General features: G+C 68.5%; 11 protein-coding genes and 1 pseudogene. All 12 read right to left on the bottom strand.

Features of this window, described 5'->3' with window-relative positions:
* Nucleotides 1-3: 3 nt before the first annotated feature.
* On the bottom strand, nt 4-657 hold the full coding sequence (gene rplC, locus NS354_RS08210; RefSeq protein ID WP_010156394.1) for a 50S ribosomal protein L3: 654 nt from the start codon (nt 655-657) through the stop codon (nt 4-6).
* Between the two features lie 14 nt (nt 658-671).
* Nucleotides 672-980, bottom strand: a complete 309-nt coding sequence (gene rpsJ / locus NS354_RS08205; protein ID WP_010156393.1) for a 30S ribosomal protein S10 — start codon at nt 978-980, stop codon at nt 672-674.
* 365 nt (nt 981-1,345) lie between these two features.
* Nucleotides 1,346-2,443, bottom strand: coding sequence for a UDP-phosphate alpha-N-acetyl-D-fucosaminephosphotransferase (locus NS354_RS08200; protein ID WP_058594065.1), 1,098 nt, complete (start codon nt 2,441-2,443; stop codon nt 1,346-1,348).
* On the bottom strand, nt 2,440-4,239 hold the full coding sequence (locus tag NS354_RS08195) for a polysaccharide biosynthesis protein (RefSeq protein ID WP_058594064.1): 1,800 nt from the start codon (nt 4,237-4,239) through the stop codon (nt 2,440-2,442). The genes NS354_RS08200 and NS354_RS08195 overlap by 4 nt, the downstream gene beginning before the upstream one ends.
* 223 nt (nt 4,240-4,462) lie before the next feature.
* On the bottom strand, nt 4,463-5,656 hold the full coding sequence (gene tuf / locus NS354_RS08190) for an elongation factor Tu (RefSeq protein WP_058594063.1): 1,194 nt from the start codon (nt 5,654-5,656) through the stop codon (nt 4,463-4,465).
* 162 nt (nt 5,657-5,818) lie between these two features.
* Nucleotides 5,819-7,933, bottom strand: a complete 2,115-nt coding sequence (fusA, locus tag NS354_RS08185; RefSeq protein ID WP_058594062.1) for an elongation factor G — start codon at nt 7,931-7,933, stop codon at nt 5,819-5,821.
* A 129-nt stretch (nt 7,934-8,062) separates the two neighbouring features.
* Nucleotides 8,063-8,533 carry a 30S ribosomal protein S7 gene (rpsG, locus tag NS354_RS08180; RefSeq protein ID WP_010156386.1) on the bottom strand — a complete coding sequence of 157 codons (471 nt, stop codon included), beginning with the start codon at nt 8,531-8,533 and terminating at the stop codon, nt 8,063-8,065.
* Nucleotides 8,533-8,904, bottom strand: coding sequence for a 30S ribosomal protein S12 (rpsL, locus tag NS354_RS08175; protein WP_010156385.1), 372 nt, complete (start codon nt 8,902-8,904; stop codon nt 8,533-8,535). The genes rpsG and rpsL overlap by 1 nt, the downstream gene beginning before the upstream one ends.
* A gap of 262 nt (nt 8,905-9,166) precedes the next feature.
* Complete coding sequence (locus NS354_RS08170; protein WP_153002155.1) at nt 9,167-9,802, bottom strand: spermidine/putrescine ABC transporter substrate-binding protein; 636 nt, start codon at nt 9,800-9,802, stop codon at nt 9,167-9,169.
* A gap of 2 nt (nt 9,803-9,804) precedes the next feature.
* Nucleotides 9,805-10,287, bottom strand: coding sequence for a hypothetical protein (locus NS354_RS08165; protein WP_058594061.1), 483 nt, complete (start codon nt 10,285-10,287; stop codon nt 9,805-9,807).
* Nucleotides 10,284-11,324, bottom strand: a complete 1,041-nt coding sequence (locus tag NS354_RS08160; RefSeq protein WP_058594060.1) for a hypothetical protein — start codon at nt 11,322-11,324, stop codon at nt 10,284-10,286. Before NS354_RS08160 ends, NS354_RS08165 begins: the two co-directional genes overlap by 4 nt.
* A 181-nt stretch (nt 11,325-11,505) precedes the next feature.
* Nucleotides 11,506-12,909, bottom strand: a pseudogene (locus NS354_RS08155) (DNA-directed RNA polymerase subunit beta'); the annotation flags it as partial.
* Nucleotides 12,910-12,947 lie beyond the last annotated feature (38 nt).

Below are 12,947 nucleotides of genomic sequence, written 5' to 3'. Positions count from 1 at the left end.
GAACTACGCCCCCTTCACTGCGTTGCGAACGAATACGAGACGACCGCGCGCGCCGGGAACCGCACCCTTGACCAGGATGAGCCCCTTCTCGGCGTCGACCGCCTGCACGGTGAGGTTCTGCACGGTGACGCGCTCGCCGCCCATGCGACCGGGCATGCGCTGACCGCGGAAGACGCGGCCGGGAGTGGCGGCGCCACCGATCGAGCCGGGCTTGCGGTGGTTGCGGTGCGCGCCGTGCGACGCGCTGACGCCCTTGAAGTTGTGACGCTTCATGGCGCCGGCGAAGCCCTTGCCCTTCGACGTGCCGACGACGTCGATCAGCTGACCGGCCTCGAAGGTACCGTCGACGGTGAGCTCCTGGCCCAGCGAGTACTCCGACGCGTCGGAGGTGCGCACCTCGGTGAGGTGGCGGCGCGGCGTGACGCCGGCCTTCTCGAAGTGACCGGCCGTGGGCTTGTTCACCTTGCGGGGGTCGATCTGACCTGCGGCGATCTGCACGGCGCTGTAGCCGTCGACCTCTGCGGTGCGGATCTGGGTGACGACGTTCGGTGCCACCTCGATCACGGTGACGGGAACGACGTTGCCGTTCTCGTCCCAGACCTGCGTCATACCGAGCTTGGTGCCCAGAAGACCCTTCACGTTGCGTACTACTGACATTTCCGGATCCCCCCTTAGAGCTTGATCTCGATGTTGACGTCGGCAGGCAGATCGAGACGCATGAGCGAATCGACGGCCTTCGGGGTGGGATCGACGATGTCGATCAGGCGCTTGTGCGTGCGCTTCTCGAAGTGCTCGCGGCTGTCCTTGTACTTGTGGGGCGAACGGATCACTGCGATCACGTTCTTCTCCGTGGGGAGCGGCACGGGGCCGATCACGGTCGCACCCGCGCGGGTCACCGTGTCGACGATCTTGCGTGCGGAGCTGTCGATGACCTCGTGGTCATACGACTTCAGTCGGATGCGGATCTTCTGTCCCGCCATGTGACTCTCTACTTTCTACTTGCGTCGTACCGCTCCCCCGGAGGATCGCGGCATTGGACGTCTTACGTACCAGCGCCCTGGCTGCAGCGCTTGCGCGCTTCGTGCTGGGTCTCTGTTCACCTGTCAATACCGCCCTGCCCGTATGGACGGGCGAGGCGGCCCCACGCGCACGAAAGCGGCCGGACTGATGTCTGGCCGCCCATCGGCGTGCAGGTCTCGTTCGCTACCCGCGGCCTAACCGGCACCCCGAGCGATCGGGGCGGTTATGCACTGCCTGGCAGTGATCCGCACCGGAGCGCGGAGTACTGAACCTGTCTATTCTCGCACGGCGGCAGCCACCGTGCAACCCGGGCGTGTCGCGCCGCTCAGGCTCGGCTCGGCAGCAGCTTCGGGAGCAGCAGGTAGAGCACGAGCACCACGAGTCCGGCGGCGAAGAGCGCGAGCGATCCCGCGACGCCCGTGAAGAGCGAGCCCAGCCCGAGCAGCGACGTTGCGAGGGTCGCCGCCGCAGCCATGCCGGAGGCCTGCACATGCGTGTACCCGAGCTGCTGGATGCGCTGGTAGGCGTGCTCCTTGTGGGGTTCGTCCCATCGCCGCCCTGCGCGGACGCGCTTCACCAGCGTGACGGCGACGTCGCCGAAGTAGATCACCATGGGACCGATCGTGGCGAGCAGCGGCACTCCGGCGACCAGAGCGGCGAAGCTCGTGATCGCCACCGCCCCGCCGAGGAGGTAGCTGCCGACGTCGCCGAGGAAGGCACCGGGCTTCGTGAGATTCCAGGGCAGGAAGCCGGCGAAGCCCGCGGCCAGCACGAGTCCGGCCGCGCAGAGCCAGACCGCGCCCAGCATCCAGCCCGCTGCGGCGAACGTGAGTCCGGCGATGACCCCGTGGAAGCCGCTGATGCCGTTCAGTCCGTCCATGAAGTTGGCCACGTTGATGTAACTCGAGATGAAGAGCACGGCGTAGATCATCAGCGCGAGCGACGCCCAGAGCGGGAAGGAGACTCCCCCGCTCACTGCGGCGAACGACGCGCTCCCGCCGTCGAGCGCGGGAGCGTACGCGACGCCCCGCGGCGCGAAGTGCAGCGAGGCGAACGCCGCGGCGAATGCGAGCGCGAGGAGCAGCACGCTCCGGACCGAAACGCTCAACCCGCGCAGATCCTCGGCCAGTCCGAGCAGACCGGCGGCGATCGAGCCCGCCAGCACGATCACCAGCATGATCCAGCCGGGCGGACGATCGGAACCGGCGGAGAGCAGCGTCACGGCCGTGACCCCCGCGATCCCGATGGCGATGAGCACCGAGAGGCCGAGCCCGCGCAGCACCGGGCGCTCATGCGAGGAGCGCTCGTTCGGCACGTCCATGATGCCGAGTCTCACGAGGAGCGGGCGGACGGCGAGCGGCAGCAGGGCGCTCGCGAGCAGGGCGATGGCGCCCGCCAGTCCGGCGACGTCGAACGGGGTCACTGCACCCGCTCCTCGGCCTCGGCGGTCAGGTCCATGCGCGCCACCCATCCCTCGTGGTCGAGCACCGAGGGCGAGATCGAATCGACGCGCGCGTGCGAGATCTTCGGATGGTACGGGCGCTCATCCCCCTCGCCGTCGCCCACGAGCTCCTCGTGCAGCTTCTCACCGTGCCGCAGGCCCGTGAACACGATGTCCACGTCGCGCCCGGACTGCGCGATCATGCGCTTCGCGACATCGAGAATGCTCACCGGTTCCCCCATGTCCAGGATCAGCACCTCGCCGGGCCGGCCGATGCCACCCGCCTGCACCACCAGCTGGCAGGCCTCCGGGATGGTCATGAAGAACCGAGTGACGTTCGGGTGCGTGACGGTGACGGGGCCGCCCGCGTCGATGAGCTTGCGGAACGTCGGCAGCATCGAACCGCGGCTGCCGATCACATTGCCGAACCGCACGGAGAGGTACCGCTGGCCGGTGCGCTCGGCCATCCACGCCGTCAGCTTCTCGGCGACCCGCTTGGAGTGCCCGAGCACGCTCGTGGGGTTCGCCGCCTTGTCCGTCGAGATGTTGACGAAGGTGCTCACCTCCGCAGCCTGCGCCGCACGCAGCACATTCAGGGTGCCGAGCACGTTCGTCTTCCACGCCTCGTCGGGGTACTGCTCGAGCATGGGCAGGTGCTTGAGCGCCGCCGCATGGAAGACCACCTCGGGGCGGCGTTCGAGGAAGAGCCGCTCGAGCGCGCCCGCGTCGCGGATGTCGGCGAGCACCACGTCGTTCGTGTCGAGCAGTCCGTGGCCGCTGATGGAGAGCTGGGTCTCCTGCAGCGACGTCTCGTCGCGATCGAGCATGATCAGCTCCCGCGGGGCGAAGCGCGCCAGCTGGCGGCAGAGCTCGGATCCGATTGATCCGCCAGCACCGGTCACCAGCACCCGTCGGTCCTGCAGATACGACGCGATCGATTCGGTGTCGAGCCGGACCGGGTGCCGGCCGATGAGGTCCTCGATCGAGAGCTGGCGCAGATCGGAGATCACCGAGTTGTTGCGGAGGATCTGGTCGAGCGGCGGGAGCACCAGGGCCGTCATGCCCGCCCGATTGGCGGCCTCGTCGACGCGTCGCATGAGACCCGCATCGGCGTCGCCGATGCAGACGATCAGCTTGGTCGCGCGGGTGCGCCGGGCGACGTCGGCGAGATCGTCGAAGCCGCCGAGCACGCGCACGCCGCGCACCTCCTGCCGGCGCTTCTTCGGGTCGTCGTCGATGAACCCGACGGGGAGGGCCGAGCCCTTCGCATCCGTCAGCAAGCGCTTCGCGGTCTGCACGCCGAGGTATCCCGCTCCGTAGAGCAGCGTGCGCTCGGCCTCGGACCCCGGAAGCATCTGCCGCTCGACGTACAGGCGCGCCACGTAACGGGCGACCCCCATGAGACTGAAGGTGATGGGCGCGGCGATGAAGAGCGTGCTGCGCGGGATGCCGTTGCCGTAGCCGACGACGTAGGCGAACAGCCACGCGACCGTCATGACGACGACGATGTCGAGCACCAGCACCCGCACCTCGTCGAAACTGCCGACCTGGTAGCGGTTGCGGTACAGGGAGAACAGCCAGCCCGCGGCGAGCTGCAGCAGCGCGGTGATGCCGATGACGACGAGCGTCCAGCCCCAGTGGATGCGCATGAGGTTGAAGTCGAACCGCAGCACGAGCGCTGCGAGGATCCCGATCCCCCATGCCGCGGCATCGGCGGCGAAGAGCACGCCGTACTGCCGGGTGAAGTGGGCGATGCGACCCGCTGCGGACTGCGGCACACGGCCTCCCTTCTTCGCACCCGGGTCCGATGACTCCGGGCGTGGATCAGCTTCGAGGATACCGCGGAGCGCCTGCGCGAAAGCGGAGGCCGCGCGCAGGCGTCCGGGAACGAACGTGCACCGGTCGACGGATTCCCGGAGAGACGGAAGAACCCCCGGGGACGAATCCCCAGGGGTTCTCATACCCGGCCCGAAGGGGCGGGTACCGGTGGTGCTCCGAGACTTACTCGACGACCTTGGTCACCGTGCCGGCGCCGACGGTGCGGCCACCCTCACGGATCGCGAAGCCGAGGCCCTCTTCCATAGCGATCGGCTGGATCAGCTCGACCGACATGTCCGTGGTGTCGCCGGGCATGACCATCGGCTTGTCCTCGGGAAGGGTGATGACACCGGTCACGTCAGTCGTACGGAAGTAGAACTGCGGACGGTAGTTCGTCTCGAACGGGTTGTGGCGGCCGCCCTCGTCCTTCTTCAGGATGTAGGCGGTGCCGTCGAACTTGGTGTGCGGGGTGATCGAGCCCGGGGCCACGACGACCTGGCCGCGCTCGACCTCTTCGCGCTTGGTGCCGCGGAGCAGCAGACCGCAGTTCTCGCCGGCCCACGCCTCGTCGAGCTGCTTGTGGAACATCTCGATACCGGTGACCGTGGTCTTCTGCGTCGGGCGCAGGCCCACGATCTCCACCTCGGAGTTGATCTTCAGCGTACCGCGCTCGGCGCGGCCGGTGACGACGGTGCCACGACCGGTGATCGTGAACACGTCCTCGACGGGCATCAGGAACGGCTTGTCCTTGTCGCGCACCGGGTCCGGGATCGACTCATCGACGGCTTCCATGAGCTCGACGATGGAGTTGACCCACTTCTCGTTGCCCTGCAGCGCCTCGTAGCCCGACACGCGGACGACGGGGACGTCGTCTCCCGGGTAGCCCTGCTTGGAGAGCTCCTCGCGGACCTCCATCTCGACGAGCTCGAGGATCTCCTCGTCGTCGACCATGTCGCTCTTGTTGAGTGCGACGAGCAGGTAGGGGACGCCGACCTGCTTGGCGAGCAGGATGTGCTCCTTGGTCTGAGCCATCATGCCGTCGGTCGCCGCGACCACGAGGATCGCGCCGTCCATCTGCGCTGCGCCCGTGATCATGTTCTTGATGTAGTCAGCGTGACCGGGGGCATCGACGTGCGCGTAGTGGCGCTTGTCGGTCTCGTACTCAACGTGCGAGATGTTGATGGTGATGCCGCGCTGGCGCTCCTCGGGAGCCGAGTCGATCGTGTCGAAGTCGCGCTGCACGTTCACGTCCGACGGGAACTTGTCGGCGAGGGTCTTCGAGATCGCCGCGGTAAGAGTCGTCTTACCGTGGTCGACGTGACCGATCGTTCCGATGTTTACGTGCGGCTTGGTCCGCTCGAACTTGGCCTTCGCCACTATGGTCCTCCTCAGGACGTCGAGTACCGTTTTCCTCCGACGGTTTCGGAGGACACGAATACGGGGTTGGTGTCACTATGTTACAAGCTCAGGCCTTCGATCGCGACCTGAGCCGACCGGTCGGCGGAGATGCGAAGCGCCTCCGCCGACCGGCGGGCGGAATTACTCGCCCTTGGCCTTCTGGATGATCTCCTCGGCGACGGCCTTCGGAACCTCGGCGTACGAGTCGAAGGTCATCGAGAACACCGCGCGACCGCTGGTCTTCGACCGCAGATCGCCGATGTACCCGAACATCTCGGAGAGGGGGACGAGCGCGCGAACGACCTTGACGCCGCTCGCATCCTCCATCGACTGGATCTGCCCGCGACGCGAGTTCAGATCGCCGATGACGTCGCCCATGTACTCCTCGGGCGTACGCACCTCGACCGCCATGAGCGGCTCCAGCAGCACGGGCTGCGCGAGGCGCGCGGCTTCCTTGAACGCCATCGAACCGGCGATCTTGAACGCCATCTCCGACGAGTCGACGTCGTGGTACTGGCCGTCCAGCAGCTGCGCGCGCACGTTCACGACGGGGAAGCCCGCCAGGATGCCGTACTGCATCGCGTCCTGGATGCCCGCATCGACCGAGGGGATGTACTCGCGCGGCACGCGTCCGCCGGTCACCTTGTCCTCGAACTCGTAGGTCTTGTCGGCGTCGCCCTCGAGCGGCGCCAGCGAGATCTGCACCTTCGCGAACTGACCCGAACCACCGGTCTGCTTCTTGTGGGTGTAGTCGTACTTCGGCACCTCGCGGCGAATCGTCTCGCGGTAGGCCACCTGGGGCTTGCCGACGTTCGCCTCGACGTTGAACTCGCGCTTCATACGATCGACGAGGATGTCGAGGTGCAGCTCGCCCATGCCCGCGATCACGGTCTGGCCGGTCTCGGCGTTGAGGCTCACGCGGAACGTGGGATCCTCTTCGGCGAGCTTCTGGATCGCGACGCCCAGCTTCTCCTGGTCGCTCTTCGTCTTGGGCTCGATCGCCACCTCGATGACGGGCTCGGGGAACGTCATCGACTCGAGGACGACCTGGTTCGCCGAATCCGACAGCGTGTCGCCGGTCGTCGTGTCCTTCAGACCGATCACGGCGTAGATGTTGCCCGCCGTGAGCTCCTCGACCGGGATCTCCTTGTTGGCGTGCATCTGGAAGATCTTGCCGATGCGCTCCTTCTTGCCCTTGGTGGAGTTGACCACCTGGGTGCCCGAGGGGACGCTGCCGGAGTACACGCGGACGTAGGTCAGACGACCGAAGAACGGGTGCACGGCGATCTTGAACGCGAGCGCCGAGAAGGGCTCGCTCGCCGACGGCTTGCGCTCGATGACGACGGACTCGTCGCGCGGGTCGTGCGCCTCGATCGCGCCCACGTCGAGCGGGTTCGGGAGGAAGTCGACGACCGCGTCGAGCATCGGCTGGATGCCGCGGTTCTTGAACGCGGAGCCGCAGTACACGGGGTAGATCTCGTTGTTGACGACGAGCTTGCGGATGCCCGCCTTGATCTCGTCGATGCTGAGCTCTTCACCCGCGAAGTACTTCTCGAGCAGCGCATCGTCGGACTCGGCGACCGCCTCGACGAGCTGCGCGCGGTACTCCTCGGCCTTCGCCTGCAGGTCCGCGGGGATCTCCTGCGTCTCGTAGGCTGCGCCCAGCGAGACGTCGCCCTTGGCGTCGCCCTCCCAGACGAATGCCTGCATCGACAGCAGGTCGACGACGCCGATGAAGTCGGACTCGGAGCCGATCGGCAGCTGCATGACGAGCGGCTTCGCACCGAGACGGCTGACGATGGTGTCGACCGTGAAGTAGAAGTCGGCGCCCATCTTGTCCATCTTGTTGACGAAGCAGATGCGGGGCACGCCGTACTTGTCGGCCTGGCGCCAGACGGTCTCGGACTGGGGCTCGACGCCCTCCTTGCCGTCGAACACGGCGACCGCGCCGTCGAGCACGCGGAGCGAGCGCTCCACCTCGACGGTGAAGTCGACGTGGCCGGGCGTGTCGATGATGTTGATCTGGTTCTTGTTCCAGAAGCAGGTGACGGCGGCGCTGGTGATGGTGATGCCGCGCTCCTTCTCCTGCTCCATCCAGTCAGTCGTCGAAGCGCCGTCGTGCGTCTCGCCCAGCTTGTGGTTCACACCCGTGTAGAACAGGATGCGCTCGGTGGTGGTGGTCTTGCCGGCATCGATGTGGGCCATGATGCCGATGTTGCGGACCTTGCTCAGGTCGGTGAGCACGTCTTGTGCCACAGGGTTCTCCTCCGGGGTGGGGGTGAAGTTTCGGGAGATGTCGACTCGGCTGCCGAACTGCGCCGTCCAAGTCGCGGGGCGGGGCCCCGGAGACGGCCGGCGAGTGCGCACCCGCCGGCCGTCGAGGTTCTACCAGCGGTAGTGGGCGAACGCGCGGTTCGACTCCGCCATCTTGTGCGTGTCCTCACGACGCTTCACAGCGGCGCCGAGGCCGTTGGAGGCGTCGAGGATCTCGTTGGTGAGGCGATCCGTCATCGAGTTCTCACGACGAGCCTTCGCGTAGCTGGTGAGCCAGCGGAGGGCGAGCGTGTTGGCGCGATGCGGCTTCACCTCGACGGGCACCTGGTAGGTGCTGCCGCCGACGCGACGCGAGCGGACCTCGAGGGTGGGGCGCACGTTGTCGAGCGCCTTCTTGAGCACCGTGACGGCGTCCTGACCCGACTTCTCGGCGACGGTCTCGAGTGCACCGTAGACGATGCGCTCGGCGAGACCCTTCTTGCCGTCGAGGAGGATCTTGTTGACGAGCTGGCTGACTACGGGCGAGCCGTAGACGGGATCAGCGACGACGGGGCGCTTGGGAGCGGGACCTTTACGGGGCATTACTTCACCTTCTTCGCACCGTAGCGGCTGCGAGCCTGCTGGCGATCCTTGACCGCCTGCGTGTCGAGCGCGCCGCGCACGATCTTGTAACGAACACCGGGGAGGTCCTTCACACGACCACCGCGCACGAGCACCAGCGAGTGCTCCTGCAGGTTGTGGCCCTCGCCCGGGATGTAGGCGGTGACCTCGGTGCCGTTGCGGAGCTTCACACGGGCGACCTTGCGCATCGCCGAGTTGGGCTTCTTCGGAGTGGTGGTGTACACACGGGTGCATACGCCAGCCTGCTGCGGGTTCGCCTTCAGAGCGGGCGCCTTGGTCTTAGTGACCTTCGGCGACCGGCCCTTCCGAACCAACTGCTGAATGGTAGGCAATAGTTCTCCTCATTTGTCCTGCACGGTGACAGGAATGCTGCAATGGATGAGCATGTGCGACCGCTTGCGCGACCGCGGACCTGCTGTTCCGCGTGCGGAACCGAGTGCAGGTATGCCGTGGGGGCCCACTTCTCGCGAAGCGTCCGACCCTGCGGCGCAGTCCCCCGGGCGCCGTCGTGCAGGCACGACTGAACCGGTGGAACACACCAACACACAACTATACGCTCGGCCGCGCGCTTTGGCAACGGCGCGAGCACGCGCATCACCGCGGCGGTTCGAGATTCCGGCTGAGATCGTCGAGCATGCTCTGCACCTGGGGCTCCACGAAGCGCTGGACGGCGGTCTCGATGCGCCCCCGATGGGCCATGAGGGCGAAGCAGACCTCGCGCCCCGCCTCCTCGGCCTGCGCATCGGCGAGCTCGATCTCGCGGCGCAGCCGATGCTTCTCCTCCGCGCTCAGCGGCGGCCGCGGCAGCGGCGGCTCCGGCCGGGACTCCTCGGCGAGCCCCGCGAGGGTGAAGAGGAAGGGCTGATCCGCATCCCCCGGCTCGGGATCGGGGTCGAGCCCGTCGAACTCCGGTTCGAGCCCGGCCGCCGGGTCGTATCCGCCCGCCTCCCACAGCTCGGCGCCCTGCAGCTCCGCGTGCAGCGTCGGCAGCCGCGATTCCGTGAACTCGTCGACGCGCTTGTCGATGATGCGCTGCAGGCGCGACACGAGGGCGTGCACGACCTGGTGCGGCACATCGGCCGTGAGCCCCGCCGCCGCGACCATCGGCGAACCGGTGCAGCGGCGGCACACGCGCGAACGGCCCCGGTGCGTGCCGGGGCTCCACCGCGGCACCCACCGCAGCCACGAGTCGACTGCGGCGTCCACCCGTTCCTCGATGCCGGCAGCCACCCTCACTCCTCGTCCTCGTCGCGCTCCCACGGCCACCTCGGCGCGGGGCGGTCCGTGTACACCCGACGGGCGAGAACCGCCCAGAACAGGAGCGCCGCGGCCGCCCAGATCACGGGCAGCGCCGCAGCGAAGGGGCTGAGCCACGTCTCCCCGACCGTCATCCCGGCCAGCATGCCGAGCACGCCCCACCACAGGTAGACCCCCGCGGCCGCCCCGACGAGCGACGACCACGCGGGCTCCCGGCGGCCGCGCAGCAGCGTGATCGCCTGTCGCCAGAGCAGCACGGCGAGCAGAACGAGGCCGCCGAAGAGGATGAGCGGCGCCGCCCACGACACGACGTCGCCCGACTCGACGGGGTCGCGCCCGAGCAGCAGCGCGAGCCCGCCCCACACGGCGACGAGCAGCGCCGTCGCGACGACGATCGCCGCGCCGACGAGGCCCGCGACGTATCCGCGGGTCACCCCGCGACGCGGCTCGGAGGTCATGCCTGAGCGGGGGCCTTCGACTCCGCGAGGGAGGCCTCGTAGTCGGCCAGCTCGCGCGCATTGCGCTGCTTGATCCGACGGCCGCGGCCGCCGATCCACGCGCCGAACCAGACGGTGACCTCGCGCGCGACAAGCGCGGCCCCGAGCGCCGGCACCGTCAGGCCGAATCGCGTCACCAGGGTGTGCAGGTCGCCCGACCAGCCGCGCGATCCCCCGAGCATCTCGCGCGGGCTCTCGAAGGGCGTGCCGAAGTACGCGAGCCCGAGCGTGACCGCAGCCCAGACGAGCGCCGCCACGAAGAAGCCGCCGAGCACGTAGGCCCACCATCCCGCTCTGCCCACGATGAGCACGAGCAGCACGAGGCCGACGAAGAACGCCACGGCGCCCGCGATGACCGGCCACGACGTCAGCCACGGAACGAGCCCGTCCGTGAGGAACGCGGAGGGCGGGAACATCGGGGCCAGCCACAGCGCGAGCACCCCCGCGAAGACCGCGGCGAACCCGATCGTCGCGACGATGGCGATGAGCACTCCCGCGCCACGGTTCCCCTTGATGTCCGGGGGCATCGGCGTCTGCACGTACAGGCCCGCCATCGGGTGGTCGGAGCTGATGCGGATCTCATCCTCCTCCCGCTCGCGCGCCTTCGCCTCCGCAGCGGCCGACGGGAGGTCGTCGAGTGCGGGCAGCGCCTCGGTCTCCTCGCGGGTCGGGGTGGCCGGAGCATCGGAGCGCTTCGCCGGGGGATCCATGTCGAGCTGGGTGTCGACGAGCGCCGCCTGCTCGCGACGGGCCTGCTCCGCCGCCTCATCCGAAGCGGGGGCGCGATCCGCCTCCGCCGCCCCGAGGGCCGGCTCCGACTCCGACCGCTCCCCCTCGTCGGCCGCACCGCTCTCGCCGCCTGTGGCCCGGGAGCGCTGCACGGCGCGGAGCACCTCCGTGCGGCTCGCCTCGGTCTCCTCGACCGGTGCCCCCGGGTTCGCGGAGGTCTCGGGCGCCTCTGCAGCCCTCGACGCGGATCCGTCGCGCTCGTCGCTCATCGCTTCACCTCTCGTAGCGGATCGGGATGCCGGGGCGGTGCCCGCACCCGACACGATCTTGTGCGGCCACAGTACAAGCTCGGAGCGATCGCGCGCGTCTCCCGCGCCGTGGTGCGGCGATACACGCGAAACGGGCGCCCGCACCGGAAGGTGCGGGCGCCCGTCTCATCGGCGCTGCAGACTAGCTGTAGTTGCCCGGGTTGAACTCGTCAGCCGTGAAGCTGTCGAAGTCCACGAACGAGAGATCGTTCTCGTCGAAGGTGCCCTCGGTCGCGAAGAGGCGGTTCGGGTAGCGCTCCGCCTTCGCCTCCTCGGTCGCGGCCACATCGACGTCGCGGTACACGCCCAGGCCGGTGCCGGCCGGGATGAGCTTGCCGATGATGACGTTCTCCTTGAGCCCGATGAGCGGATCGCGCGACCCCTCCATCGCGGCCTGCGTGAGCACGCGCGTCGTCTCCTGGAAGGAGGCGGCGGAGAGCCACGACTCGGTCGCGAGCGAGGCCTTCGTGATGCCCATGACCTCGGGGCGCGCCGTGGCGGCCCGCTTCGAGTCGAGGAGCGCCTCGCGGTTGATGCGCTGGTACCGCGCGCGGTCGACGAGCTCGCCCGGGAGCAGCTCGGTCTCGCCGTGGTCGACGACGGTGACCTTGCGCAGCATCTGGCGCACGATGACCTCGATGTGCTTGTCGTGGATCGGCACGCCCTGCGAGCGGTACACGCCCTGCACGCCCTCGACGAGGTACTTCTGCACCGCGCGCTCGCCCGGGATGTGCTTGCCGCCCTCGGTGGAGCCGACCTGCAGGATGTCCTTCGGGTCGAGCGTTCCGGCGAGGAAGGGCTGGCCCAGCTCGACGTGATCGCCGTCCTCGACGAGCAGCGTGGCGCGCTTCAGCACGGGGTACGCCTTCTCCTCGGTGCCGTCATCCGGCGTGAGCAGGATGCGACGGCTCTTCTCGGAGTCGTCGATGACGACGCGGCCCGCAGCCTCCGCGATCGGCGACGCACCCTTCGGGGTGCGCGCCTCGAAGAGCTCCTGCACGCGGGGCAGACCCTGCGTGATGTCGTCGGCCGAGGCCGAGCCGCCGGTGTGGAAGGTGCGCATCGTGAGCTGCGTGCCCGGCTCGCCGATCGACTGGGCCGCGATGATGCCCACCGCCTCGCCGATGTCGACGCGCTGGCCGGTCGCCAGTGAGCGCCCGTAGCAGGTCGCGCACACGCCGACGGCCGACTCGCAGGTGAGCACGGAGCGCACCTTGATCTCGGTGACGCCGCCTGCGACGAGCTTCTCGATGAGCACGTCGCCCACGTCCTCGCCCGCCTGCGCGACGACCTGGCCGTCGCCGTTCACCGCATCAGCGGCGAGGGTGCGCGCGTACACCGAGTTCTCGACGTTCTCGTCGCGAACGAGCACGCCGTTCGCGTCGGGAGCGGCGATCGGGAGGTCGAGGCCTCGACGCGTGCCGCAGTCCTCCTCGCGGATGATGACGTCCTGCGACACGTCCACCAGACGACGGGTCAGGTACCCCGAGTCGGCGGTGCGGAGCGCGGTGTCGGCGAGACCCTTGCGCGCGCCGTGGGTCGCGACTGTCCTTTATACCCCTCCTACGCTGCCGAAGTATCACT

Source organism: Leucobacter chromiiresistens (assembly GCF_001477055.1).
In the GTDB taxonomy this organism is placed as follows: domain Bacteria; phylum Actinomycetota; class Actinomycetes; order Actinomycetales; family Microbacteriaceae; genus Leucobacter; species Leucobacter chromiiresistens_A.
This window is presented reverse-complemented; position numbering and strand designations above follow the sequence as displayed.

Coding starts and splice junctions, on each gene's coding strand:
- rplC (WP_010156394.1), bottom strand. CDS start 657: ATGTCAGTAGTACGCAACGTGAAGGGTCTTCTGGGCACCAAGCTCGGT.
- rpsJ (WP_010156393.1), bottom strand. CDS start 980: ATGGCGGGACAGAAGATCCGCATCCGACTGAAGTCGTATGACCACGAG.
- rpsG (WP_010156386.1), bottom strand. CDS start 8,533: ATGCCCCGTAAAGGTCCCGCTCCCAAGCGCCCCGTCGTCGCTGATCCC.
- NS354_RS08165 (WP_058594061.1), bottom strand. CDS start 10,287: ATGACCTCCGAGCCGCGTCGCGGGGTGACCCGCGGATACGTCGCGGGC.
- NS354_RS08160 (WP_058594060.1), bottom strand. CDS start 11,324: ATGAGCGACGAGCGCGACGGATCCGCGTCGAGGGCTGCAGAGGCGCCC.